Origin of the sequence: Tersicoccus phoenicis (genome assembly GCF_001968835.1) — a bacterium.
Classification (GTDB): Bacteria; Actinomycetota; Actinomycetes; order Actinomycetales; family Micrococcaceae; genus Tersicoccus; species Tersicoccus phoenicis.
Window position 1 is genome coordinate 44,409 of the sequence record NZ_MRDE01000081.1, and the last position, 23,781, is coordinate 68,189.

Sequence of the window (23,781 nt, forward strand, 5' to 3'; positions counted from 1 at the left end):
CTGCCCTTCCCTCGGGTGACTGGAGGTGGTGCGAGTCCGACAAGCGTAGCCGGTGGTGCCGGAAATCGAGATACCGCTGCAGGTCAGACCGCACGCCACGTCATGTCACCCGACGCGAGGGCGAGCCGGCATCAGTCGCTGACGTACAGCAGTCGCTTGTTGACGAACTCGTCCATGCCCAGCGGGCCGAGCTCGCGGCCGTAGCCGGAGCGTTTGACGCCGCCGAAGGGCATGCCCGCCCCCTCGGCCTCGGCGGCGTTGACGTTGGCCATGCCCGACTCGAGCTCCTCGGCCACCTTGCGGGCCCGCGCCGGATCGGTGCTGAACACGGCTCCGCCCAGCCCGTAGGGGGTGTCGTTGGCCAGGGCCAGGGCCTCCTCGTCGCTGTCCACCCGGTAGACCACGGCGACGGGGCCGAACAGCTCCTCCCGGTAGGCGGCCATCGCGGGGGTGACGCCGGTGAGGACGGCGGGCGCTAGATAGGCGCCGGGCCCGTCGGCGAGTGTGCCACCGGCGTGCAGGGTGGCCCCCGCCGCCACGGCGTCGCGGATCTGCGCCGCCACGCCCTCGGCGGCCGCCCGGGAGGACAGTGGGCCGTAGGTGCCGGGGGTGCCGGCGGCCGGATCGCCCGGGGTCAGGGCCCGCGCCTGGCGGGTCAGCTCGGCGACGAACTCGTCGTAGATGCCGGCCGTGACGATCATCCGCTTGTTCGAGTTGCACGCCTGGCCGGTGTTGCCCATGCGGGTCGCGAAGGCGGACGCCGCCGACGCGACCACGTCGTCGGCGTCCAGAACGATGTAGGGGTCCGAGCCGCCCAGCTCCAGGACAACCTTCTTCAGGTTCCGCCCGGCGATCTCGGCGACCTTCGCCCCGGCCCGCTCCGAGCCGGTGAGAGACACGCCAGCCACCCGAGGGTCGGCGATGATGTCCGCGACCGCCTCGTGGGAGGCGAACACGTTGAGGTACGCCCCGGCCGGGATCCCGGCGTCGTCCATCAGCTGCTGCAGGGCCAGGGCGGACCGGGGGCAACTCTCCGCGTGCTTGAGCACGATGGTGTTGCCGGCGACCAGGTTGGGGGCGGCGAACCGGGCCACCTGGTAGTACGGGTAGTTCCACGGCATGATCCCCAGCAGCACGCCGACGGGCCGGCGCTGGATGACCGCCCGCCCCCCGCCCGAGGCGGTGATCTCCTGGTCGGCGGCCAGGGCCGGCCCCTGCTCGGCGAAATAGCCGAAGATCTCGGCGCAGAAGGCGACCTCGTCCCGGGCCTCCGCGATCGGCTTGCCCATCTCCGCGGTGACGATCGCCGCCAGTTCCTCGCTCCGCTCCTCGAACAGGTGCCCGACACGCGCCACCACGACCGCCCGCTCCTCGATCGGCCGCCGCCGCCACGCCCGGAAGGCCTCGTCGGCGGCCGAGAGCGCGCGGCGGATCTCGTCGTCGGTGGCCGTCGGGAACTCGGCCATCACCTCACCCGTCGCGGGGTTGACGGAACGGTAGGCGAGACGAGCAGTGGCGGGTCGGCTGGTCCGGGGCGACGACGTCATGGTGTTCCTCCTGGATCGATCCGGACGGGCTCGCCCGGGCAGTATCAGTATTCGCGAACCGCGGGTGCATGGACAGCGGCTCACCCCGCCGGCTCGAGGTCGCGGACGGAGCCGTTCAGCGTCGAGGCGTCGGTGTCCCAGAGTCGGGTGAACGACGTGGCGAGACTCTCTTCTAGGCCGGCCAAGGACGTGACCCGGTAGATGACGGCCGCGGCGCGCAGCGGTTCGTCTGCGTCGCGCGCGGCCTTCGCGTATCCCTGGGCGACCGCCCGCGTCCACGCCTCGCTCGCGGCCTTGACCGCGGCGTAGTTGGCGCCGCCGGCCAGCGGGCGGGCGACGGCGGTGGACGAGACGACGGCGAGCCGGCCCGCCGGCGAGGCCCGCAGGTCCTCGTCGAAGGCGCGCGTCACGAACCGGAGCGCGGTGAACGAGGTCTCCAGCGCCCGGTAGTCGGCCTCGGTCTGTCCCGCCAGTCCCCCGCCGCCGCGCCAACCGCCGACGAGGTGCAGGAGGCCGTCGATCATCGTCCCGTCGTCGTGCAGCCGGTGCGCGAGCGCGTCGACGGCGCTCTCGTCGGTGAGGTCCAGGGCCGCCGTCCGGGCGCCCAGCTCGGCGAGTGCGACGAGCTTGCGCGGGTTGCGTCCGGTGGCGACGACGCGGGCGCCGGCCGCGGTCAGCGCCCGCGTCGTCGCCCGGCCGGAGGCACTGGTGACGCCCGCGATCAGCACGGTCCGCCCGGTCAGATCGCTCGGGCCGGTGGTCACGGTCATGGCTCCGTGCTACACCGTCCGGTCGTCCGTGGCACGGATACCCGTCGTCGACGCGATGACACCGGCCAGTTTCTTCTCCAGCGCCTCGAAGAACATCGAGAGCGGGAACTCGTCGTCCAGCACCCGGTCCGTGTACCCGCGTGGCGGCCCGGCCAGCACCTCGCGGGGCAGCCCGGCCGCCCACGCGGACGCGGGGTGCGGGGTGACGACGGAGGCGACGAACTCGTAGGCCTTGAGCCAGTGCACGGTCTTCGGCCGGTCGATCGACTCCCAGTAGAGCCGGTCGATCGCGTCGCCGAGCTCGACGACGGCATCGGCGAGCCGCGCCCAATCGACGCTGAGGGCGACGTCGCGCCACTGGAGCACGTGCCGGCGATGCAACCAGGCGAAGAGCAGCTGGCCGCCCAATCCGTCGTAGTTGCGGACGCGGGTCCCGGTGAGGGCGAACCGGAAGATCCGATCGAAGATCACCGCGTACTGCACCAGCGTCGCGTGCAGGCGAGTCTGTTCCTCGAGCTGGGTGAGCTCGTCGCCTGCACCCTGGCGGGCGTCGAGTGCGCGTTCAATCGCCACCGACTCACGGAACGCCGTGAGATCACAGCGCAGTTCTTCGAGGGAGTAGAGGAAATAGGGCATCCGCTGCTTGATCATGAACGGGTCGAAGGGCAGATCCCCGCGCATGTGCGTGCGGTCGTGGATCAGGTCCCACATCACGAACGTCTTCTCCGCGAGGTCCTGGTCGGTCAGCAGTGCCGCTGCGTCCTCGGGCAGGGCGAGTTTCGTGATGGCGGCGGCCGCCGAGACGACGCGGCGGTAGCGGGCCGCCTCCCGGTCCTGGAAGATGGCGCCCCAGGTGAACACCGGGATCTCCCGCATGGCAACGGTCTCGGGGAACAGGACGGCCGCGTTCGTGTCGTAGCCGGGCGTGAAGTCGATCAGCCGCAGGGACACGAAGAGCCGGTTGCCGTACGCACCGGCCTCGAGTTGCGCGATGAACTCGGGCCAGATCGCCTCCACGATCAGGGCTTCCACATGCCGGGCCGGCGAGCCGTTCTGGGTGTACATGGGGAACACGACGAGGTGCCGGATGCCGTCGATGCGGTGCTGCTGGGGCGTGAACGCGACCAGGGAGTCGAGGAAATCCGGGACACCGAAGCCGCCGTCGGCCCAGCGCGCGAAGTCCACGGGCAGGGCGGCCAGGTAGTCCGCGTCGTGGGGGAACAGCGGCGCGAGTTCGGCGATCGCCGCCACGATCGTCTCGACGAGGCCGCGCGCGGCCTGGTGGTCGGCGGGATCCGCGACGGAACCATCCTTGCCCTGCAGTGCCTGCAGGGCGGTGGCCGCCGCCTTGAGCCGGAGCCAGGCGGCGCCCTTCTCGACCGTGCGGGGATCACCGGATCGACCGTCCTCGACGACCTCGGGTTCGCCGATGATGCTCGGTGCCGCCTGCAGGGACGCCGACATGAAACCCTCCGATCGCCATATGGAACTATTCCCGTCATACTGACGCTTCACCGAAAAGTTTACACAGCGGTGCGGCGGCGTCAACGGTTCTACCGGGGCCGACTGATAGCGTTCGGCGCATGGAGGACCCCGTCGACATCCGGCTGGCCACCGCGGTGTCCCAGGACCCCCGGGCCACCCTGGCCCAGCTCTCCGAGCGGATCGGTCTCTCGGTCTCCGCGGTGCAGGCGCGTCTGAAGAAACTCGAGAGCAACGGCGTGATCACGGGGTATCAGGCGATTCTCGACCCCGAGGCCATCGGGAAGCCGCTGTCGGCCTTCATCGAGATCACGCCGCTCGATCCGAGCCAGCCGGACAACGCCCCGGAGCTGCTCGAACCGCTGACGGCGATCGAGGCCTGCCACTCGGTGGCCGGCGACGCCGCGTACATGCTGTTCGTCAGGGTCGCGTCACCACGGGAACTCGAGGCGCTGGTCAACGAGGTGCGCCGCACCGCATCGGTCAACACCCGGACGACCGTCGTCCTCCAGACGTTCTACGAGCACCGGCCCATCCTCGCCCCCTGACGCCGACGGGCAGAACCGAGCCGCGTCACGAGCCGTCCCGCCCGTGCCGATCCGGGTCAGCGCAGGGTGTCGCCGTCGTCCGCGCCGGGCCGGATGTAGCGGTGGCCGTGCTCGGCGGCCCGCTGCTCGGCCTGCTCCCGGTTGACCCCGTAGTAGCGGTAGAGCGCCTCCTCGCGCACGCGGCCGAGGTCCTTGGCGACGTCGACGTCGGGACTGTCCTTGACCACGGCGGCGCTGAACGGGACGGTCACGCCGTCGTCGGCGGGGTCGAGCAGGCCGATCGGGACGAACGCCTGCTTGCCGAAGAGACCGGTCTTGACCGTCACCCAGGTCGGGGCGCCACTGTCGTTGTCGAGGTAGACCTGGCCGATCTTGCCGACCTTCTCCCCGGCGTCGTCGTGCACGGGCCGGCCGATGAGGCTGTCGATCCTGATGTCCGGGCTCATCTGCGCTCCTTCTCGTGGTGGCGTGCTTGCTGCCATCGTTCCCGAGCGGGACGAACGGCGCAACGGTCACGGGCGCGGCCCCCGCCGACCCGGTCCGGTCAGGGCTCGGTGTAGGTCTCCAGCACGATCCCGTTCGCACGGTCGGCCAGCAGCTGCAGCACCCCGTACACCGGTTCCCGGTCGAGGACACGGACGTGCGGGTGACCGCGCTCGGCCAGCAGGGCGGTGAAGGCCCGCTGGGTCCGCGGCTGGTGCATTCCGATGCCGCTGCCGAGTACGATCGGGCCGGCCACGTCCAGTTGGTCGGCGACCTGGGTGGCGAGTCCGGCCAGGTGCTCGGCGCCGACCCGGATGATGCGCAGGGCGTCGGCGTCGCCGTCGTCGGCGGCGGCGTACACGACCGGGGACCGGGCGGCCCAGTACCGTCGGTCGGTGCCGAAGTGGAAGTGGGCGATCAGCTGCTCCGGGTCGGTGAGCCCGCAGGCGGCCAGCAGTCCGGCGCCGAGCGGGCTGACCGGCTGGTCGAGGTTGAACCGGTGCAGCGTGGCCCGGGCCGCCTCCCGGGTCAGCCAGTAGCCGCTGCCCTCGTCCCCGAGCAGGTAGCCCCAGCCACCGGCGCGGGCGGTCCGTCCCGCGTCGTTGCGGCCCCAGGCGACCGATCCGGTGCCGGCGATGACGGCGACGCCGGTGCTGGTGCGTCCGGCGGCGAGGGTGAGCCGGGTGTCGTGGACGACGATCACCTCGGCGCCCGGGGTGTGGGGGGCGATCAGGTCCCGCAACCGTTGCGCGTCCTCGGCCGTGTCGATGCCCCCCGAACCGGCGATGACGAGGTCAGGGCGCGGGTCGCCGAATGCGGCGAACAGGTCACGCAGGCTGGCGACGGCCGTCTCACCGCTGACCGACTGGGTGTTGGCGCTGCCGGCCTGCTGCTCGTGGACGACGGTGCCGTCGCGGATCAGCAGGCCACGGGTCTTCGAGCCGCCGATGTCCAGGCCGACGACGGTGCCGGGCGCGACGTCGGTCGAGGCGGGACCGGTCGTGTCGGGAACGACGACGGTCTCGGGCGCGGCAGGTGCCCGGCCGGGGGTCTGGGTCATGGCTCCTACCCTACTGAGCGGTTGGTTCACCGCCGGCGTGCCGGCCGGTGGCCGGCATCTACTCCGGTGCGCCGCCACCGTGGGCGAGCGTCAGCCGAGGGGAGCCCAGGTGGCGGGACCCTTCGAGCCGGCCGGGTAGGACTGCAGCGGGACGACGTCGTCCGCCCAGGCGGCCCGGACCGTGTCGATGATCCGCCAGCACTCCTCGGCGGCGTCCCCCCGGATCGAGAGCATCGGGTCGGCGTCGAGCAGCCCGCTGAGCACCTCCCCGTAGGCCAGCAGTTCGCCTTCCCCGAACTCGGCCGTGAACACCGTCTGGTCCAGGACCATCGGGTCGCCCGGGCCGTTGATGTTGACCCGCAGTTCCATCCGGTCCGGTCCCATCCCGATCCGCAGCACGTTGGGCTCGCGGGTGCCGCCGAACCCGGTCGCCACCTCGGGAGGATTGCGGAAGGTGATCACGATCTCGGATCGATTGGAGCCGAGCGCCTTGCCGGAGCGCATCGTCAGCGGCACCCCGGACCACCGCCAGTTGCGGACCTCCACGGTCAGCTCGGCGAGAGTCTCGGTCTTGTGGGCGGGGTCGACGCCCTTCTCGTCCTTGTAGGCGGGCAGCGTCCGGCGCCCGATCTTGCCGCCGGTGTAGCGGGCGCGGCGGGAGGAGGAGGCGGCGTCGTCCCCGAAGACGTGGGTGGCCCGCAGCGCCGTGGCCCGGCCGGCCCGCACGTCCCGCTCGTCCAGGGTCGCGGGTGGCTCCATGGTGACGACGGCGAGGACCTGCAGCAGGTGGCTCTGGATCATGTCCACCATGGCGCCGGCCGTGTCGTAGTAGCGGGCGCGGCCCTCCAGGCCGAGCTGCTCGTCGAAGACGATGTCGATCTTCTCGATGTGTTCCCGGTTCCACAACGGTTCGAACACCCGGTTGGCGAAGCGCAGACCGAGAAGGTTGAGCACCGTGGACTTGCCGAGGAAGTGATCGACCCGGAACACCCGTCCCTCCGGGACCAGCCGCAGGAGCTGTTCGTTCAGCGCGTGGGCGCTCTTCTCGTCCGTGCCGAACGGCTTCTCCAGGGCGAGCACCGTGCCGTCGGGCAGGCCGGTCTGCTCCAGCAGGGCGCAGCACTGGGCGGTGACGGCCGGGGGCAGTGCGAAGTACAGCGCGGGGACGCCGTCGACGCCGTCGATGAAGCGGCGGACGTCGTCGAGGGAGGTGACGTCGGCCTGCACATAGCGGGCGCCCTTGATCAGGGCGGACACCGCGGCGCCCTTGGCGGAGGACGTCTCGAACGCGGTCTTGACCGTCTGGATCAGTTTCGCGTCGTCCCAGTCCTCCGCGCCGACGCCGACCAGGTTCAGCTTCCGCTTCCGGTCCCGGGTGAGCAACTCCCCGAGGGCGGGGAGCAACAGCCGGGAGGAGAGGTCTCCGGTGACGCCGATGATGACGAGGGTGTCGATGCTCTGGGCCATGAGGCCCACGATAGACGCCCGCACTGGGCGCGGCCCGGGTACGCGCCGACACCCCGCGGGCTTCAGGTGAGTGCGTCCCGCAGGGCGCGTCGCGCCTTCCGGTACCGGCGCAGGGCGTCCCGCTGGACTGCCTGTTCCGCGCCGGCGAGCTCCCCGGCCGTGAACGCCACCATGGTGCCTACCGCACGCGGTCCGGTGGCCGGGCGACCGCGGACAGTGCTGCGGACGAACGCGGCGAGGCCAACGCTGTCGTGATGCGTGCCGAGCTGTTCCTGGATGTCGTGCGCGGCCTCGACGACGTCCTGCCGACCCGGCGGAATCTCAACGCCCAGCTCGGTGACCTCCTCGATCGTGTAGCGCAGCCGCTTGGCCTTCTTGCGGACCTCGTGCAGCGCGGCCGCGGCGTCGGCGGGCGCCGCCCGCTTCGCCTTCCGCGCCAGGTGCAGCACCCGGGCCGCCTGGTCGTCGATGCTCCGAGCGAGCGCGCCCTCGGCGTCCTGACCCATTCCCGGACGGCCCGCGCGCTGTTGTTCCGAAACCCGTCGTGCCGAGCCCTGCTGTTCCGGGCTCCCCAGCACGTCCTCCCCCACCGCGGTCGCGAGCGCGGTGAGCACGGCCTGCAGGGTGCCCGGTCCGTACCCGTCCAGCAGGGCGATCGCCCGGGTCCGGTAGCGCTGGTACTCGGCGGTGGCCGCCTCGGCGAGCAGACGGCGCGCTTCGGGCACTTCCTCCCGTGCGGGAGTGGCGCCCGCGGCGAGACGCTCGGCCATCAGGGCGCCGTTGACCTCGGCGTCCCGGGCCAGCCCGAAGGCGCGGGCGACATCCCGGAGCCGGGCGCTCAGTGCGGGCAGGTCCAGCGCCGCGGCCGCGGCGATCGGCTCCAGTTCCGCTGAGAACGCGGCCAGCACCGAGCGGAGGCGCCGCAGGGTCACCCGGTACTGGTGCACGGCATCGGCGGCGTCCTCGCGTGCACCTCGCTCGAGTTCGACCAGCGTGGTGGTCCGGGCGGTGATCACGGCGACGAGTACCTCGCCGAGCGTCGGCGTCGGGCCCATCAGGCGAACCTGCCCGACGGCCGGGCGAGAGCCGCGAGCGCGGAGAGCATCGCGTACGGCACGAGGGCGCTGCTGGCGGGATTGCGCGGACTGGGGTCGTTCTCCACGGCGGCGCGGAAGGCCCCGGCGTCGCTGGCCCCACTGATCCGGTGCACGGTGCGGGTGGCGGCCGGGTCGGCGACCATGCGCACCGTGACGGCCCTCGGGTCCCCGACGGCAAGGCCGACGGCGACGGCGACGTTGGCCGAGCGCGGGAACCGGTCGATCACGTCGACGGCGGTGCCCTCGAACACCGTGACGGGGGTCGTCGCCCGTTCCAGGGCGGTGCGCTCGGCGTCGTCCATCCACGGCTGGAGCAGGGTGCTGGCCCGTTTCGTGCTGATGATGAGGACATCGCGCAGGCCGCCCGCCTGCCGGTGGGCGGCGAGGGCGTCCAACCCGCCGACGGCCCCGGTGGTCAGCACCAGCCGGCCCGGACCGGCGGTGAGCGCGGCGGCCGTCGCCGCGTCGGCGAGCGCACCGATGGAGGCGACCAGCAGAGTACGGCCGGCGGCGATGACCTCGGGACCGAGCTCACGAGCGGCGGCCACCGAGGCGCACTCGACGACGACGTCGGCCGCGGCGATGCCCTCGGCGAGGTCGAGCACCGGCACCCCGCCCGGCGCCGTCGCCGTCGGCGTTCCGCGCGGTGTCTCCCCGAACTGCGTCGTCTCGGGCTCGGGTGATGTGTCGGGATGCGGTGGGCCGGGTTCCGTCGCGCCAGGCCGTGGTGTCCCAGGCAGTGTTGACTCGGGCCGGGTTGACCCGGGACATGGTGTTCCGGACCCTGCTACATCGGGCCGGGCGATGATCCCGATCAGCCGCGCACCGTCGACGGCACCGGCGGTGAGCCGGTCGGCCAGCACGGAACCGATCGCTCCGTGGCCGAGCAGCGCGACCTTCAGCGGTTGCTGACCGGTCGGGCCGGCTCCGGTGGTGGTCATGGGCGGTTCCTTCCTCCGTGGTGTGGCGGCATCAGTTCCTCTCCCGCCCATGATGCCGCAGGTGAGCAGGAGGCGCCCGGGCCCGCCGTCGTCGCCCCCGGTAGCGTGGCCGTCGTGGGTGAACTCTTCGGCGACGACCTGGTGCCGCGCGAACCCCGGGAGTTGGCACCGGGGGCCGTGCACGTGCCCGGCTGGCTGACGGCGCACCAGCAGCGCTGGCTCGTGGACCGGTTCCGGCAGTGGAGCGCCGGGCCGGTGCCCCTGCACTCGACGGTGGTCCGCGGGCATCCGATGAGCGTGCGCACGGTGTGCCTGGGCTGGCACTGGCGCCCCTACGGATACACCCGCGAGGCGGTGGACGTGAACGGCAACCGGGTGCTCGACGTGCCCGACTGGATGGTGCGGCTCGGCCGGTCCGCGCTCGACGCGGCGCTCGGCGCCGGCGCCGGCGACGCCTACACGCCGGACACCGCCCTGGTGAACTACTACGACGACGATGCTCGGATGGGCATGCACCAGGACAAGGACGAACGCTCCCGCGCGCCCGTCGTCTCCCTGTCGATCGGCGACACGTGCCGGTTCCGGTTCGGCAACCCGGATACGCGGAACCGGCCCTACGAGGACATCGAGCTGCGCTCGGGTGACTTGTTCGTCTTCGGCGGCCCCGCGCGTCTGGCCTACCACGGCGTGCTCCGGGTCCTCCCCGGCACGGCTCCGGCGGACTGCGGGCTGGAGCGCGGCCGGATCAACATCACCCTGCGGGAGACCGGGCTGAGCTGACGGCGGCGATCACCTCGTCGATGGGACACCGGCGCCACTCACCTCGTTGATTATTGAATTTCTGGGCTTCCGCAGCCCCCGCAACCCCAGAAATCCAATACTCAACGTGAAGAATGCGGGGCCCGACGAGCGCTGACGTCCACGACGTCGTCGTCAGGCGTGCGGCACGTCCCGGTCCAGTGCCGCCAGCCACGCCCTCGCGGACACGTCCGAGGGCATCCGCCAGTCCCCGCGTGGGGACAGGGACCCGCCGGCGACGACCTTCGGCCCGTTCGGAAGTGCCGAACGCTTGAACTGGTAGGCGGCGAACCGCCGCAGGAACACCTCGAGCCAGTGCCGGATCTGCGCCAGGTCGTATCCGCGGCGCTCGTCCTCGGGATACCCCGGCGGCCAGTCCCCGACCTCGGGATCCGACCAGGCGTGCTGGGCGAGGAACGCGATCTTGCCCGGCCCGTAACCGCGGCGCATCAGGTAGTAGAGCGCGAAGTCGTGCAGGGCGTACGGCCCGATGGATGCCTCCGTGCTCTGCGGATCCTCCCCCTCGCGGGTCGGGATCAACTCCGGGCTGATCTCGGTGCCGAGGATGGCGGTCAGCACCTCACCGGTGTGCTCGTCGACCCGGCCCGAGGAGACCACCCAGCGGATCAGGTGCTGCATCAGCGTCTTGGGCACCCCGGTGTTCACGGCGTAGTGGGACATCTGGTCGCCGACACCGTACGTGCACCAGCCCAGCGCCAGTTCGGACAGGTCGCCGGTGCCGACGACGATGCCGCCGCGCTGGTTCGCCAGCCGGAACAGGTAGTCGTACCGCAGGCCCGCCTGCACGTTCTCGAACGTGACGTCGTAGATCTCCTCGCCCTCGCCCGCGGGGTGGCCCATCTCCTGGAGCATCTGCCGCGCCGTCGGGCGGATGTCGATCGTCTCGAACGTCGCGCCGAGTGCCCCGGCCAGCAGTTCGGCGTTGGACCGCGTGGCCGGGCTGGTGCCGAACCCCGGCATGGTGAAGGCGAGGATGTCGCTGCGGGGCCGGCCGAGCCGGTCCATGGCCCGGGCGCACACGATCAACGCCTGGGTGGAGTCGAGACCCCCGGAGACACCGATCACCGGTTTCGTGGTGGGACCGATCGCCCGGAGCCGCTGCTCCAGGCCGGCCACCTGGATGCTGTACGCCTCGTAGCAGTCCTGAGCCAGCCGGGCCTCGTCGTCGGGTACGAACGGGAACCGGTCCAGGGGCCGCTTCAGCCCGACGTCGCCCCGGGGCGGGTCCAGCCGGAACTCGACGGTGCGGTGAGTGGTTCCTACCCGGCTGCCGCGGTCGGCGAGCGTACGCCGGTTGTCGTCGAAGGTGCCCTGCCGGCGCCGCTCGGCGACGAGCCGGTCGAGGTCGACGTCGACGACGGTCGCCCGCGGCCCGTCCGGGAATCGTTCCGTCTGCCCGAGCAGGTCCCCGTTCTCGTACACGAAGGTCTGCCCGTCCCAGGCCAGGTCGGTGGTGGACTCACCGGCACCGCCGGCCGCGAAGGCGTAGGCCGAGAGGTAGCGGAAGGACGCGGAGCGGGCGAGCAGCTTCCGGTCCTCCGCGCGGGTCACGGTGATCGGGGAGCCGGAGAGGTTGACGTTGACGGTGGCCCCGGCGAGCGCTCCCTCCGCGGCGGGCGGCACGGGCACCCACATGTCCTCGCAGATCTCCACGTGCACGGTCAGGTTCGGCACGTCGACGGCGCGGAAGAGCAGGTCGGGGCCGAACGGGACGGTCGCCCCGGCGACGGTGATCTCCGCGCGCACGTCGTCGCCCGGGGCGAAGTGCCGCCGCTCGTAGAATTCCCGGTAGGTCGGCAGGTACGACTTCGGGACCACACCGAGCAGACTCCCCCGGTGCACGACGGCGGCGCAGTTGTAGACCCGGTTCCGCCAGGCCAGCGGCAGGCCGACGACGAGCACCGGTAGCAGACCGGCACTGCGTTCGACGATGGTGGCCAGGGCGTCCGCCGCGTCGTCGAGCACGGTGGACTGCAGCAGCAGGTCGTCGATGGCGTAGCCGGTCAACCCGAGTTCCGGGAAGATGGCCACCGCGACGGCGTCGTCGTGGAACCGTTCCGCCTCGGTGAGCACGGCGGCCGCGTTCGCGGCCGGGTCGGTGAGGGTCACCGGCAGGGTGCAGGCCGCCACCCGGGCGAAGCCCTGGTGGTAGGCGGAGGCGAAGGTCACGAAGGCTCCTTGCAGGCCAGCTGAGGTGAACGACGGCGGTGCTGCCAGCCTAACCAACGGGCCGGGCCAGGGGGGACCGGCGACGATCTGCCCGCCCCGAATCGCACCGAGTGTGCGGACGCGTCGCTTCCGCGTTGACTATCGAATTTCGGGGGTCGATCGGGCCAATGGAGCCCCGAAATTCGATAGTCAACGAAAGGCGGGCGACGGCAGAGGGCCGGAGGCGGAGGACGCCGCTCAGTGCCGCAGCGACGCCAGGGCGTGGGTGGCCGCGTTGTACCCGCACATGCCGTGCACGCCGCCACCGGGAGGCGTCGCCGCCGAGCACAGCCACACGCCGTCGATGCCGGTCGCGTACGGGTCGAGGGCCGGCCGCGGCCGGAAGACCAGCTGGCCCAGCGAGTTCGCTCCGGTGATCACGTCCCCGCCCGCGAAGTTCGGGTTGTACCGCTCCCAGTCGGCCGGTGTGGTGACGGCCGTGCCGACGATCCGCTCCCGGGTGCCCGGCGCGAACCGTTCCAGCTGATTCAGTATCGCTTCGGTGGCGTCACCGGTGTACCCCGTCGGCACGTGCGCGTACGCCCACACCGGGTGCACGTCCCCGCTCGAGCGGGTCGGGTCGGCCAGGTACTGCTGGCCGACCAGGACGAACGGACGTTCCGGCATCGTCCCGTCGTACGCGGCCTGCTCGGCGGCGGCGACCTCGCCCATCGTGCCGCCGACGTGCACGGTGCCCGCCCGGGCGCAGTCCGGGTCGGTCCAGGGCAGGCCGCCCTCGACGGCGAGGTCGAGCTTGAACGCGGCCGGGGCACGGCGGAACCGGTGCCAGGCGCGGCGCACGGGGGCCGGCAGCGCGTCCGCGGCGACCCGCCCCGCGACGTCGGGCGCCAGGTCGAGCAGGGTCAGGTCCGTGGGCGGCAGGTCCGCCAGGGACGTCACCGTCACCCCGGTCTCCACCCGGCCTCCGTGCGCCTCGAGGACCCGCACGAGCGCGGCGGAGATGGCCGCGGACCCGCCCTCGGCGACGGGCCAACCGACCCGGTGCGCGGCGGCGATCAGGGTCAGCCCCACGGCCGATGTGCCCGGGCGGGTGAGCGGGTGGATCAGGTGGGCGGCCGCCCCGGTGAACAGCGCCCGGGCCTGCGGCGTGCGGAACGCCCGGGCCAGCACCGTGGCCGGCAGCGCGGCCCGCAGCCCGAACCGGGCCAGGGCCACCGGGTGCGTGGGCACGTGCAGCATCGGGCGCAGCACCTCGCCGAAGATGTCCTCGACGTGTTCGGTCAGCGGTCCGAAGACGCGCCGCCAGGCCGGTCCGTCCACCCCCAGCCGGACGCTGGTCGCGTCCAGGGAGCGTTCCAGCACTCCGGCGGTACCGTCGTCGAGCGGGTGAGCCAGGTCGAGCGGCGCCCACCGCCAGGTCACCCCGTGTGCCGTCAGGTCGACGTCCTCGAAGAAGGGCGCGGCCAGGCCCATGGGGTGGAACGCGGAGCAGTGGTCGTGCAGCACGCCCGGGACGGTCAGCTCGCTGGTCCGGGTCCCGCCGCCGACGGTGTCCGCCGCCTCCAGCACGGTCACATCGACGCCGGCCCGGGCGAGCGTGACCGCCGCGGCCAGCCCGTTCGGCCCGCTACCGACGACGATCGCCGTGGTCATGCCCCCATCCCACCACACGACGCCTTCTCTGGACACCGGCCGTTCGGCAGCGCCCGTCGTAGGGTGGTGCCGTGGAGTGGTTCTCCGCGGACGACTACTGGTTCGCGCGGCTGCTGTTCCTGCGAGCGCTGGCGGCCGTGTACCTGGTGGCGTTCCTCGTGGCCCTGAATCAGTTCCGGGCGCTGCTCGGGACCGACGGCATGCTGCCCATCCCCCGGTTCGTCGCCCGGGTCCCGTTCGGTCGGGCGCCGAGCATCTTCCACTGGCACTACTCGGACCGGTTCTTCGCCGGAACCGCCGTCGTCGGCGCGGTCCTGTCCGCGCTCGCCTTGATCGGGTCCACCGAGCAGGCGCCCCTACCGGTGACGATGGCGGTCTGGTTCGTGCTCTGGACCCTCTACCAGTCGATCGTCAACGTGGGCCAGACCTGGTACGCATTCGGCTGGGAGTCGCTGCTGCTCGAGGTCGGGTTCCTGGCGATCTTCCTCGGCAACGCCGCGACCGCTCCGCCGTTCCTGCTGCTGCTCGCCCTGCGCTGGGTGCTGTTCCGGCTCGAGTTCGGGGCAGGCCTGATCAAGATCCGCGGCGACACGTGCTGGCGGGACCTGACCTGTTTGAACTACCACCACGAGACGCAGCCGATGCCGGGCCCGTTCAGCTGGTACTTCCATCACCTGCCCGCGCCCCTGCACAAGGTGGAGGTGGCCGGCAACCACGTCACGCAGCTGATCGTCCCGTTCGGCCTGTTCCTGCCGCAGCCGGTCGCCGGGGTCGCGGCCGGGATCATGATCATCACGCAGCTGTGGCTCGTGATCAGCGGCAACTTCTCCTGGCTGAACTGGATGGCGATCGTGCTCGGCCTGTCCGTGCTGCCCGACGGGTTCTGGCGGTGGCTGGCGGGGTTCGGACCGGCGCCGCCGACGACGACGCCGGTCTGGTGGGCAGTGCTGGTCGTCGCCGTCGCGGTGCTGGTTCTCGTCCTCTCGTGGGCGCCGGCGAAGAACCTCGTGTCCCGTCGCCAGGCGATGAACGCCTCGTTCGACCGGCTGCACCTAGTCAACACGTACGGCGCGTTCGGTTCGGTGACAAGAATCCGGTGGGAGGTCGTCGTCGAGGGCACCACGGATCCGCAGCCGGGCCCGGACACGGTGTGGCGGGAGTACGAGTTCAAGGGCAAACCCGGGGACGTGCGCCGCCGGCCCGCCCAGTTCGCGCCGTACCACCTGCGGCTGGACTGGTTGATGTGGTTCGCCGCGCTCTCCCCCGGGTACGCCGAGCCGTGGTTCACCGGTTTCATCGCCCGGCTGCTCGCCGGGGACCGGGCGACGCTGAAACTGCTGCGGCGCAACCCGTTTCCGGACGAGCCGCCGGCGTTCGTGCGGGCCCGCTTGTTCCGGTACCGGTTCACGACCCGCGCCGAACGGCGAACCACCGGTGACTGGTGGGTCCGCACCGTGCAGTCCACGTTCCTGCCACCGGTCTCGCTGCGCGGCAGCACCGCTGGTCGCTCCTGAGGACTGCCGCGGATGCGCGCGGGGGTCCCTGTGGCACGATGAGAGCGGTCCCGAGTAGCCGGGCGCACGTCAGGGTCGCGTCCGAGAGGAGAACCGTGAACCTTCCCCGCACGCTGGTGACCGCCGCGGCCGCTGCGTACGCGGCCAACTGCGCGCTCGGCGCCTCGGTCGCCGCGCGCTGGGTGGACACCTCGAACATGCGCTGGGTGCATCACGGCCTCTACATCGTCACCAGCGTCACCACGGCCGCAGCCGTCGTCGTCACCGGCGCCGCCCGGTCCCCGGCCGCCCTCGCTCTCGCCCCGGCCGCCGTCCCGCTGTTCCTGCTGCAACGGCACGGCGCCCGCCCGCTGCCCCGTCACACCCGCGACGCCCTCGCCGCGGCTCCCTGCTACGCGGCCGGCCTCGTGCTGGCCCGGAGGTGAATCCGTGGAGTTCCTCGACGCCGTGTTCAACCGTCGCACCACGAACGGCCCGTTCCGGCCGGACCCGGTCAGCCCGGAGCACCAGCAGCTGCTGGTCCGTGCCGCCGCCTCCGCGCCGTCGCAGTTCAACAGCCAGCCGTGGCGGTTCGTGCTGATCGAGGACCGGGACACGATCGAGACCGTCGCCGCCATCAGCGGCCAGAGCATGACTCGGGTGATGAGCGAGGGAACCTTCTTCGACCGGTACAAGAAGTACTTCCGGTTCAGCCAGAAGGAGATGGACGCGGCGCGCAGCGGCATGCTGTTCGACAAGATGCCTGCCCTGCTGCGACCCTTCACCTCCCGCGCGTTCACCCCGTCCGGGCAGAGCCTGATGAACCGGCTGCGCGTCCCGCAGACCCTCGGTGAGGAGAACCGGAAGCTCGTGGCCGGCTCACCGCTATTGATCGGCGTCATGCTCGAGCGCGGCGAGTACCGGCCCGGCGAGCTCTCCGGTTTCTACTCGGTGTTCAGCATGGGCGCCGCGATGGAGAACCTGTGGCTGACGACGGTGGAGCTGGGGATGGGCATCCAGTTCGTCTCCTTCCCCATGGAGGCGCCCGAGAACTGGGCCCGGATCGTGCGGATGCTCGAGGTGCCCGAGGACCTGGAGCTGATGGCCGTCTACCGGCTCGGCTACCTGCCGGAGAAGAAGCATCGACCGGCCATCGACTGGTCCAGTAGCGAGCGGAAGCGGCCCTCCCAGTTCGTGTTCCGCGAGACGTGCGCGACGCCGCAGCAGGGCTGGGACGACGACGTCCGGCCCGGCGCGACGGCGTCCTGACCGCCGGCTGAGCGGGGGACCTCACGAATCGGCATCCGCCGGCGTCTACGTGGTGATGGAGAAGCGAGCACCCTTCGAGAGGGTCGTGACCGAACACGGGGGCACTGTGCTGCGGGTCTGCCGCGGTGTGCTCGGCCCGCACCCGGACGCCGACGACGCGTGGGCCGAGACCTTCCTCGCCGCGCTTCGGGCGTGGCCGGACCTGCCGGCGGACGCGAATGTGCAGGCCTGGCTGGTGACCATCGCGCATCGGAAGGCGATCGACGTCCTCCGCGCGCGGGCCCGGCACGCGGTACCCGTCGACCGGGTACCGGAGGGGCGCTCGTCGCTGGGCGACCCGGACGCCGCCCAGCCCGATCTGTGGGCGGCCCTGGCGCGGCTGCCGCAGAAGCAACGGCTCTGCGTCGTCCACCACCACCTCGGTGGCCTGCCGTACCGTGACGTCGCGGCGCTGACCGGCGGCACGGAGGCCTCCGCCCGGCGGGCCGCGGCCGACGGCGTCGCCACCCTCCGCCGGCTGCTCGCCGTGCCCGACGACGACCATGACCAACCCGGCGGTCTCGTCACCGCTCAGCCAGGAAGGACACTCCGATGACCACCGTCTCCCACCCCGAGCCCGAACCCACCGGTGTCCAGTCCACCGGTGTCCGGGCTTCCGACCCGCAGTGCACCGACCCGCAATCCACCGGTCCCGTGATCGAGGCCGTCCGGGATGCCACCAGCCCGAGCGAGGAGGAGCTGGCCGCACTGCACGAGCGGCTCGAGGCGCGCGCCGGGGACGACCTCGACGTCGCCTACCGCACCGTCGACAGCCCGGTCGGGCCGCTGCTGTTGGCCGCCACCGACGCCGGGCTGGTCCGCGTGGCCTTCGCGGTCGAGGACCACGACGCCGTGCTGCAGACCCTCGCCGACCGGCTCGGCCCGCGGATCCTGCGGGCGCCGAAGCGCCTGGACACCGCCGCCCGGGAGGTCGAGGAATACTTCGAGGGCCGGCGGCACGCCTTCGACCTGCCGCTGGACCTGCGCCTGTCCGCCGGGTTCCGTCGCCTCGTGCAGGAGCACCTGCCCCGGATCGGGTTCGGCAGCACGGCGTCCTACGCCCAGGTCGCCGCCGCCGTCGGCAACCCGGCGGCCGTGCGGGCCGTGGGCACCGCGTGCGCCACCAACCCCCTGCCCGTCGTCGTACCCTGCCACCGCGTGCTGCGCTCCGACGGCAGCCTCGGCGGGTACATCGGCGGGCTGGCTGCCAAACGCACCCTGCTCAGCCTGGAAACCGCAGCCGCCTGACCGCAGCACCCCGCACACTGGGTTAGATTGACTCAGGAAAGCGTGCGGTCAGCACGGGCGGCGACGCCCCGGGTCAACGACACCAGTGGCGCGGTCGGGCGGCGGACGTCACCTGAGAAAAGAGACGATGGACACCATCCTGCAGGAACCCACCTGGCTCGCCGTGCAGCGGGATCTCGGCCATGACGTGGCCGACCTGAGCGGACCCGGCTGGCGCGCCGGCGCCGTCCTGCAGCGCCGCCGGGTCGGATCTTTCCTCTACTGCCCGTACGGTCCCGTCGTGGCGGAACCCGGCGCCCTGCCGGCCGCGCTCACCGCGCTGACCGGGGAGGCGCGCCGTGCCGGTGCCTGGTTCCTGCGGCTGGAGCCGATGCCCGCCGGCGACGGTCTGGAGCCCGGGCGTGGGCGCGACGTCGCAGAGCTGCGCGAGGTCCTCGCCGCTCGGGGCGCCCGGATCAGTCCGAGCGACGTCCAACCGCGGCGGACCCGCCTGATCGATCTACGCCGGCCACCCGAGGATCTGCTGGCCGGCATGACGGGCAGCATCCGCACCATCTACCGCAACGGGCACAAGAAGGGCCTGGCGGTGGAGGCCAGCTCCGACCCGGCCGACATCGCCATCCTGCTCGGCTTCCTCGAGCTGACCGCCAGCCGGAAGGGTATCCGCACCCACCCCGAACGGTACCTGCGGCAGGTCGCCGCCACCCTGATGCCCCGGGACGCGGCCAAGCTGTACATCACCCGGCAGCACGGCACGCCGGTGTGCGCCGCACTGGTGTACGACTCCGCCACCGTCCGGACGTTCGCCCACGCGGCGGTCCCGGCGCAGCACCGGCGGCTGCGACCGAACCAGCCGCTGATCGTGCAGGCGATGCTGGACGCCCGGGCGCGCGGCCAGCACGCCGCCGACCTGTTCGGCATCGCCCCGACCGACGACCCCTCCCACCCGTGGGCCGGGTTCACCGCGTTCAAACGCTCCTTCGGCGGAATCGACGTCGCCCACACCGGCACGTGGGACCTGCCCGTCCGGTCCGCCGCCTACGGCCTGTACCGGCAGGCCCGGAGCACGCTGGACGCCTCCCGGCAGGGGGAGCGGCGGGTCCGGCGGGCGCTGGCCGCCGCCCGGTCCTCGGCCCGACCGGCGGGATCCCCGGCGTCCTGAGGCGCGAGCGACCGCGGGGTTGCCGTGCGCCCGCGACGACGGTGGGTGGAACGTCAGCGGGCTCCAGCGCCGTCCCCGTGGCGTACGGTCAGCAGCCGGAAGGAGCGCTGGGGGCGCACCTGCCAGCCCGCCGGGACCAGGGCGGCCAGTTCATCGGCCCGGTAGCTGCGCCGGATCGAGAGCAGCCCGTCGAAGCGCAGGAAGGTGCGGGCACGGGCTACCGGCAGGGTGCCGACCCAGTAGAGCAGCCACGCCGTCCGGCTCCGCCGCAGATCGTTGTGCACGACGACGCCCGCGGCCAGCGCCGTGGTGTCGGTCAGCAGCGCAATCAACTCTCCGGCGCTGAGGTGATGCAGCACATGGTTGGAGACGACGACGTCGAACCGCTCCCCCGCCGCGACCAGCTCGGCGCTCGCCGCACCCCGGTAGGTCAGCCCCGCACCGCCGTCGTGCGCGGCCGCCCACGCATGCGCGCGCGGATCGGGATCCGACGCCGTGACGGTGACGGCGATCCCGTCCCGGTTGGCCCAGCGGGCCAGTGCCCGGGCGACGTCCCCACCGCCGGACCCGATGTCCAGCACCGTGGCGGTGCGGCCGGTCGCCGCGGCCGCGCGCAGCACGGGCCGGAGCCGTGACCGGTAGACCGGGCGCCACGCGGCGACCAGCGGGTTGACCACGGCGAAGAGACGGTAGGTGGCCGCCAGGGCGACGGGGTCGCAGGCCGGGTCGTCCATCAGTTCCGGTTCGTCGACGCTGCGCCGGCGCAGCAGGGGATCGAACCGGAGCCGCGGCACGGCCACCCCCGGAACCCGCTCGGCCACGGGCTCAGGCACCGGCCGTCTCGCCGTCGGCGTGGTCGAGGTCCACGGACCCGGGTGACGCCGCCAGCCGCAGCAGGGCGCTCTCGATGCTCAGCCCGGGACCGAACGCGAGCGCCGCCACGGTGCCGGTGGCGCCGGAGCGGCGCAGCCTGTCCAGCACGAACAGGATCGTGACGCTGGACATGTTGCCGACGTCGGCAAGCACTCCACGGGAGGGCGCCATCTGCTCGTCGCTGAGGCCGAGCCGGATCTGCACCTTGTCCAGGATGCTGCGACCGCCCGGGTGCACGGCCCACAGCGGGATGGTCGCGGCGTCGGCGCCGGTGCGTCCGAGCAGCGGGGCCAGCGCGTCGGTGATGTGGTCGTCGATGATCTTCGGGACGTAGGTGCCGAGGATCATCTCGAAGCCCTCGTCGCCGATGCTCCAGGCCAGCGCTTCCTCTCCCACCGGGGCGAGAGTCGTCTCGAAGTCGACCAGCTCCAAGCCTGGGGCGGCCACCTCGGCGGCGGCCGGGCCGGTTTCGCGCGCGGTGACGATCGCGGCGGCGGCCCCGTCGGCGAACAGGGCATTGCCCATCACGGTGTTGGGGTCGTTGCGCACGTGCAGGTGCAGGGTGCACAGCTCCACGCAGACGACGAGGACGACGGCGTCCGGGTCGGCGATGCAGTAGGCGTGGGCGGTCCGCAGCGCCGGGAACGCCGCGTTGCAGCCCATGAAGCCCAGGTGCAGGCGCGTGACGTCGGCGGGCAGGCCGAGGTCCTTGGTCACCCGAACGTCCGGGCCCGGCGCGAAGAAGCCCGTGCAGGAGACCGTGATGACGTGGGTGACGTCGCTCGGAGCGACGGTCGACGCGACGTCGTCCAGGGCGGCGCGGGCGGCGCCGACGAACAGGCGGGACGCCTCCGTCGTGTAGATCGCGTTGCGCGCCCCGGTGGCGGGCGAGCCGAGCGCACCGGTGGCGCCGTCGAGGAAGTGCGTGGTGGCGGGATCCCCGTCACCGGCCTCCCGGGCCTCGGCGGCCAGTTCGGTCAGCACCGTGTGCCGGGTCCGCACCCCGGCGCCGGCGAACGCGGTGCGAACCAGCCGCGAGCCGAGCCGGGTCGTGCTCGACTGGGTGGCGAACAACTCCGCCACCTCGTCCTGCCCGATCACCGTCTCCGGCAGCCGGGTGGCGATCGTCAGCAGGCGGACACTCATCCCTCATGGTAGGCACGGTGGGCATTCGCCCCTGACCACCGGATCAGGTCGGGTACTCGACCCAGGCGAAGTGAGTGCCGTCCGGGGACCAACTGGGCACGTTGATGGTGCCCTGGCCGCCGCGGAAGGCGATGCGGGCGATGGTGGTGTCCCAGTCCGGCAGTTCGACGACGACGAGTTCGACCGGCAGGTTCGCGGGGTGGCCGGTGGTGCCCGGCGGGTAGCTCAGGTACACCGCATGAGTTCCGGTCGGGTTCAGGTGCGGGAACCAGTGGACCCGATCACCGTGCGTAAGTCGTTCCAGCCCCGTGCCGTCGGCGCGGATCCGGGCGAGCTGAGCGTGGCCGGGCGTGACCGCCCACGTCTCGGTGGAGAAGACGACCCACGCGCCGTCGGGCGTGAACTCGGCGCCGTCGTCGGGGCCGGTCGTCCCGGTGGCCGCCCGGTCCTCGGTCAGGCCGCGGTCGTCCGCACCGTCCACGCCGACCAGACGCACGTGCGCCGCTGTGCTGTGCCCAGCGGCGTCGCGGTCGGCGGCGTCGTCGTCGACCGCGATGTACGCGAGCGTGGTCCCGTCGGGGCTGACCCCGTGCAGGTAGTGCCGCCGGCCGGGCGTCGCCGTGATGCGGGTCGCGGCGCCCCCGTGCCGGGGCAACGAGTAGAGGTGACCGTCCCCGGCGGAGGCGTGGATCACCGTGCCGTCCGGCGCCAGGACGTGGTCATTGTTGACCGGAGGCAGTCCGGTGACGGGGATCGGCGTCAACGGCCCACCACCGTCGACGGGCAGCTCCCACAGCCGGCCCTCAGCGTTGACGATCAGGTGCCCGTCGGGGGCCCAGTTCGGCGCCTCGACGTGCCTCTGCGTCGTGAGGATCAGGTCCCGGCCGCCGTCGAGCCCGGAAACCCATACCCGGCACACCGGCCGCTTCTCCGCCATCGTCGCAGCCTAGCCCGGGCGGCCCTGCAGGCTCCGGCGGCGATCAACCGCACCGCACCGCGTCCGCGAACGGCAGAAAGCACCGGCCCTCTCATCGAGCCGCCCGAGCCGGCGAAAGGTGCGTCAGGAGGTCCGCGGCCAGCAGGTCGGCGACGGCTTCCTCCTCGACCGCGAAGCCGTCGTCGGCCATCGCGACCGCCAGTTCGGGGTCCCACGGTGATTCCGCCGGCCTGCCCGCCAGGTGCCGGGAGGGCTTGCCGGCGCGCACGGCCTCCCGGTAGTGCGCGGCCGTGAATCGCCACGGCATCCAGTCCACGTGAGCGCCGAGGCTCCGGGCGATCCGCAGGCCACCCCAGTCGAAGTCGCCGTGATACCGGCACGCCGCTCCCCGCGCCACGAGCCGGGCGAGCAGGTCGACCACCGCCGTACTCGGCTGACCTCCGGTACACACCAGCACGGGCCCGACGGCGGCGTGCTGATCCGTACCGACCGGGGCCGGAACCGGACGCGAGGTGCCCGCCGCCGCCCAGCGCGCGGCCACGACCTCGACGACCGTCGGGTTCTCGCAGGCGTGGACGACGGCGCCGGGCGGGAGCGCCCGCACTCCACCGGATCGGACCTGGTCCAGCGTCAGCAGCAGCGGCGCCCGTGCCGCTCGCATCGCCTCCAGAGAGGCCGCCGTCGCCGAGCGGAGGGAACGACCGAGTTTCTCGCCCGGCACCTCGGCAGCGGTTACCTCGACGCCGGCGCCCGGCACGTCGATGTCGAGCGATCCGACACCCGAGGCGTCGACGCCCGGTACCCCGAGACACAGCACCCGGGACGCCACGTTCGACAGCACCACCCCGGCGGCCGCCCAGGCGTCGCGCGTCGACAGGTCCCGGTCGGTGATCGCGACGCCGGGCATGAAGGCGGCCCCGACGAGCGCGGCGGCGAGCCGGCCGAGCGGCCGCGCGTCGTCGAGTGCGTGGGCGTCACCGAGCACCCGGCGGGCGAGGACGGCGAGAGGCTCGTCGGCGACGGGCAGGACGTCGAGCACCGCGCCCAGCCGGTTGACCAGGTCGGTGGCCACCGCGGGCGAGAACTCGGCGCCGAGCCGGGCGCCCTCGGCCCGTGTGGTGCGTTTGAGTCCACCCGCGGCGCACCAGGCTTCCCACTGGGCAACCAGGCTGGGATACCGGGACGCCGGCCCGGCCAGGCCGACGCCGGCGGCCTGCCAGGCGGCCGCCTCCCGCTCCTGCTCGCTCCGCCGGTCGGTGACCGGGCCGCTGACCGTCTCGACGGCGTCGGCGAGCCCGGCCGGCCACGGTCCACGGCGCAGCACCTCCTCGACGGTGCTCAGGTCCACGCGCAGGGTGGACCCGGTCCGCCGCGGTCGTCCCACCAGTCTCCAGGCGGCGGCACGCTGCTCGGGGCTCGGGTCGCGCAACTGGACGACGCCGTGCAGCGGCCCGGCACCGGCGGCGAGGATCCGCCCACGGACCCGGTCGACGAACCAGGCCAGCCCGGGATCGGCCAGCAACCGGTCCAGCGCCTCCCGGTTCCCACTCGGTTGTCCCGGACTCACCGGCCGGTCCG

Annotated in this window: 22 protein-coding genes; 8 read left to right on the plus strand and 14 right to left on the minus strand. The window is 72.6% G+C overall.

What is annotated here, in order from left to right; all coding sequences use genetic code 11:
• Positions 1–131: 131 nt before the first annotated feature.
• The 3 genes from BKD30_RS14455 to BKD30_RS14465 form a co-directional block, all read right to left on the minus strand.
• Positions 132–1,547, minus strand: a complete 1,416-nt coding sequence (locus BKD30_RS14455) for an NAD-dependent succinate-semialdehyde dehydrogenase (RefSeq protein WP_076705709.1) — start codon at positions 1,545–1,547, stop codon at positions 132–134.
• Positions 1,548–1,627: 80 nt separating this feature from the next.
• Entirely contained in the window at positions 1,628–2,317 is a 690-nt protein-coding gene (locus BKD30_RS14460) for an SDR family NAD(P)-dependent oxidoreductase (protein ID WP_076705710.1), read from the minus strand.
• A 9-nt stretch (positions 2,318–2,326) separates the two neighbouring features.
• Positions 2,327–3,781 carry a DUF6421 family protein gene (locus BKD30_RS14465; protein ID WP_076705712.1) on the minus strand — a complete coding sequence of 485 codons (1,455 nt, stop codon included), beginning with the start codon at positions 3,779–3,781 and terminating at the stop codon, positions 2,327–2,329.
• A 119-nt stretch (positions 3,782–3,900) separates the two neighbouring features.
• Between BKD30_RS14465 and BKD30_RS14470 the strand changes: the two genes are divergently transcribed.
• Positions 3,901–4,347 carry an Lrp/AsnC family transcriptional regulator gene (locus BKD30_RS14470; protein ID WP_076705714.1) on the plus strand — a complete coding sequence of 149 codons (447 nt, stop codon included), beginning with the start codon at positions 3,901–3,903 and terminating at the stop codon, positions 4,345–4,347.
• A 56-nt stretch (positions 4,348–4,403) separates the two neighbouring features.
• Here the strand turns inward: BKD30_RS14470 and BKD30_RS14475 are convergent, their stop codons facing one another.
• The 5 genes from BKD30_RS14475 to BKD30_RS14495 all read right to left on the minus strand — a co-directional run bounded on the left by BKD30_RS14475 (position 4,404) and on the right by BKD30_RS14495 (position 9,395).
• Positions 4,404–4,793: a PRC-barrel domain-containing protein gene (locus BKD30_RS14475; RefSeq protein WP_076705716.1), complete on the minus strand. Its 390-nt coding sequence runs from the start codon at positions 4,791–4,793 to the stop codon at positions 4,404–4,406.
• A gap of 98 nt (positions 4,794–4,891) precedes the next feature.
• The gene (locus tag BKD30_RS14480) at positions 4,892–5,890 is read right to left on the minus strand and encodes an N-acetylglucosamine kinase (RefSeq protein ID WP_083956568.1); all 999 of its coding nucleotides are present in this window, start codon (positions 5,888–5,890) and stop codon (positions 4,892–4,894) included.
• A 90-nt stretch (positions 5,891–5,980) separates the two neighbouring features.
• The gene (locus tag BKD30_RS14485; RefSeq protein ID WP_076705718.1) at positions 5,981–7,357 is read right to left on the minus strand and encodes a glucose-6-phosphate dehydrogenase; all 1,377 of its coding nucleotides are present in this window, start codon (positions 7,355–7,357) and stop codon (positions 5,981–5,983) included.
• A gap of 62 nt (positions 7,358–7,419) precedes the next feature.
• Positions 7,420–8,412, minus strand: a complete 993-nt coding sequence (locus BKD30_RS14490; RefSeq protein ID WP_076705720.1) for a CHAD domain-containing protein — start codon at positions 8,410–8,412, stop codon at positions 7,420–7,422.
• The gene (locus BKD30_RS14495; protein ID WP_076705722.1) at positions 8,412–9,395 is read right to left on the minus strand and encodes an aspartate dehydrogenase domain-containing protein; all 984 of its coding nucleotides are present in this window, start codon (positions 9,393–9,395) and stop codon (positions 8,412–8,414) included. The genes BKD30_RS14490 and BKD30_RS14495 overlap by 1 nt, the downstream gene beginning before the upstream one ends.
• 114 nt (positions 9,396–9,509) lie before the next feature.
• Between BKD30_RS14495 and BKD30_RS14500 the strand changes: the two genes are divergently transcribed.
• Entirely contained in the window at positions 9,510–10,175 is a 666-nt protein-coding gene (locus BKD30_RS14500) for an alpha-ketoglutarate-dependent dioxygenase AlkB family protein (RefSeq protein ID WP_076705827.1), read from the plus strand.
• Positions 10,176–10,328: 153 nt separating this feature from the next.
• Here BKD30_RS14500 and BKD30_RS14505 read toward each other — a convergent pair whose 3' ends face one another.
• On the minus strand, positions 10,329–12,383 hold the full coding sequence (locus BKD30_RS14505; RefSeq protein ID WP_076705724.1) for an NAD(+) synthase: 2,055 nt from the start codon (positions 12,381–12,383) through the stop codon (positions 10,329–10,331).
• Between the two features lie 237 nt (positions 12,384–12,620).
• A complete protein-coding gene (locus tag BKD30_RS14510) occupies positions 12,621–14,036 on the minus strand; it encodes a phytoene desaturase family protein (RefSeq protein ID WP_076705726.1) in 1,416 nt (471 codons plus the stop codon).
• A gap of 71 nt (positions 14,037–14,107) precedes the next feature.
• Between BKD30_RS14510 and BKD30_RS14515 the strand changes: the two genes are divergently transcribed.
• The 6 genes from BKD30_RS14515 (at position 14,108) to BKD30_RS14540 (ending at position 19,247) form a co-directional block, all read left to right on the plus strand.
• On the plus strand, positions 14,108–15,550 hold the full coding sequence (locus BKD30_RS14515) for a lipase maturation factor family protein (protein ID WP_076705728.1): 1,443 nt from the start codon (positions 14,108–14,110) through the stop codon (positions 15,548–15,550).
• A 95-nt stretch (positions 15,551–15,645) separates the two neighbouring features.
• Positions 15,646–15,975 (plus strand): hypothetical protein, encoded by a 330-nt coding sequence (locus tag BKD30_RS14520; protein WP_076705730.1) that lies wholly within the window; start codon positions 15,646–15,648, stop codon positions 15,973–15,975.
• Positions 15,976–15,979: 4 nt separating this feature from the next.
• On the plus strand, positions 15,980–16,798 hold the full coding sequence (locus BKD30_RS14525; RefSeq protein ID WP_076705732.1) for a nitroreductase family protein: 819 nt from the start codon (positions 15,980–15,982) through the stop codon (positions 16,796–16,798).
• A gap of 55 nt (positions 16,799–16,853) precedes the next feature.
• Positions 16,854–17,393, plus strand: a complete 540-nt coding sequence (locus tag BKD30_RS14530; protein ID WP_083956572.1) for an RNA polymerase sigma factor — start codon at positions 16,854–16,856, stop codon at positions 17,391–17,393.
• Positions 17,390–18,085: a methylated-DNA--[protein]-cysteine S-methyltransferase gene (locus BKD30_RS14535; protein ID WP_083956574.1), complete on the plus strand. Its 696-nt coding sequence runs from the start codon at positions 17,390–17,392 to the stop codon at positions 18,083–18,085. The genes BKD30_RS14530 and BKD30_RS14535 overlap by 4 nt, the downstream gene beginning before the upstream one ends.
• Positions 18,086–18,212: 127 nt before the next feature.
• Positions 18,213–19,247 (plus strand): lipid II:glycine glycyltransferase FemX, encoded by a 1,035-nt coding sequence (locus tag BKD30_RS14540; RefSeq protein WP_083956575.1) that lies wholly within the window; start codon positions 18,213–18,215, stop codon positions 19,245–19,247.
• A gap of 53 nt (positions 19,248–19,300) precedes the next feature.
• On the opposite strand, the gene BKD30_RS14545 is transcribed toward BKD30_RS14540, so the two are convergent.
• The 4 genes from BKD30_RS14545 to BKD30_RS14560 form a co-directional block, all read right to left on the minus strand.
• Entirely contained in the window at positions 19,301–20,080 is a 780-nt protein-coding gene (locus tag BKD30_RS14545; RefSeq protein WP_268874390.1) for a methyltransferase domain-containing protein, read from the minus strand.
• On the minus strand, positions 20,073–21,266 hold the full coding sequence (locus BKD30_RS14550; protein WP_076705735.1) for a type III polyketide synthase: 1,194 nt from the start codon (positions 21,264–21,266) through the stop codon (positions 20,073–20,075). The genes BKD30_RS14545 and BKD30_RS14550 overlap by 8 nt, the downstream gene beginning before the upstream one ends.
• A gap of 43 nt (positions 21,267–21,309) precedes the next feature.
• Complete coding sequence (locus tag BKD30_RS14555; protein WP_076705736.1) at positions 21,310–22,203, minus strand: TolB family protein; 894 nt, start codon at positions 22,201–22,203, stop codon at positions 21,310–21,312.
• A 91-nt stretch (positions 22,204–22,294) separates the two neighbouring features.
• Positions 22,295–23,770: a DUF2399 domain-containing protein gene (locus tag BKD30_RS14560; protein WP_159440587.1), complete on the minus strand. Its 1,476-nt coding sequence runs from the start codon at positions 23,768–23,770 to the stop codon at positions 22,295–22,297.
• Positions 23,771–23,781: the final 11 nt, after the last annotated feature.

Bases quoted from the DNA above. Each gene is read 5' to 3' on its own strand.
- BKD30_RS14455 (WP_076705709.1), bottom strand. From the start codon at position 1,547: ATGACGTCGTCGCCCCGGACCAGCCGACCCGCCACTGCTCGTCTCGCC.
- BKD30_RS14485 (WP_076705718.1), bottom strand. From the start codon at position 7,357: ATGGCCCAGAGCATCGACACCCTCGTCATCATCGGCGTCACCGGAGAC.
- BKD30_RS14530 (WP_083956572.1), top strand. From the start codon at position 16,854: ATGGAGAAGCGAGCACCCTTCGAGAGGGTCGTGACCGAACACGGGGGC.
- BKD30_RS14465 (WP_076705712.1), bottom strand. From the start codon at position 3,781: ATGTCGGCGTCCCTGCAGGCGGCACCGAGCATCATCGGCGAACCCGAG.
- BKD30_RS14510 (WP_076705726.1), bottom strand. From the start codon at position 14,036: ATGACCACGGCGATCGTCGTCGGTAGCGGGCCGAACGGGCTGGCCGCG.
- BKD30_RS14495 (WP_076705722.1), bottom strand. From the start codon at position 9,395: ATGACCACCACCGGAGCCGGCCCGACCGGTCAGCAACCGCTGAAGGTC.
- BKD30_RS14490 (WP_076705720.1), bottom strand. From the start codon at position 8,412: ATGGGCCCGACGCCGACGCTCGGCGAGGTACTCGTCGCCGTGATCACC.
- BKD30_RS14470 (WP_076705714.1), top strand. From the start codon at position 3,901: ATGGAGGACCCCGTCGACATCCGGCTGGCCACCGCGGTGTCCCAGGAC.
- BKD30_RS14480 (WP_083956568.1), bottom strand. From the start codon at position 5,890: ATGACCCAGACCCCCGGCCGGGCACCTGCCGCGCCCGAGACCGTCGTC.
- BKD30_RS14475 (WP_076705716.1), bottom strand. From the start codon at position 4,793: ATGAGCCCGGACATCAGGATCGACAGCCTCATCGGCCGGCCCGTGCAC.
- BKD30_RS14460 (WP_076705710.1), bottom strand. From the start codon at position 2,317: ATGACCGTGACCACCGGCCCGAGCGATCTGACCGGGCGGACCGTGCTG.
- BKD30_RS14550 (WP_076705735.1), bottom strand. From the start codon at position 21,266: ATGAGTGTCCGCCTGCTGACGATCGCCACCCGGCTGCCGGAGACGGTG.
- BKD30_RS14540 (WP_083956575.1), top strand. From the start codon at position 18,213: ATGGACACCATCCTGCAGGAACCCACCTGGCTCGCCGTGCAGCGGGAT.
- BKD30_RS14535 (WP_083956574.1), top strand. From the start codon at position 17,390: ATGACCACCGTCTCCCACCCCGAGCCCGAACCCACCGGTGTCCAGTCC.
- BKD30_RS14555 (WP_076705736.1), bottom strand. From the start codon at position 22,203: ATGGCGGAGAAGCGGCCGGTGTGCCGGGTATGGGTTTCCGGGCTCGAC.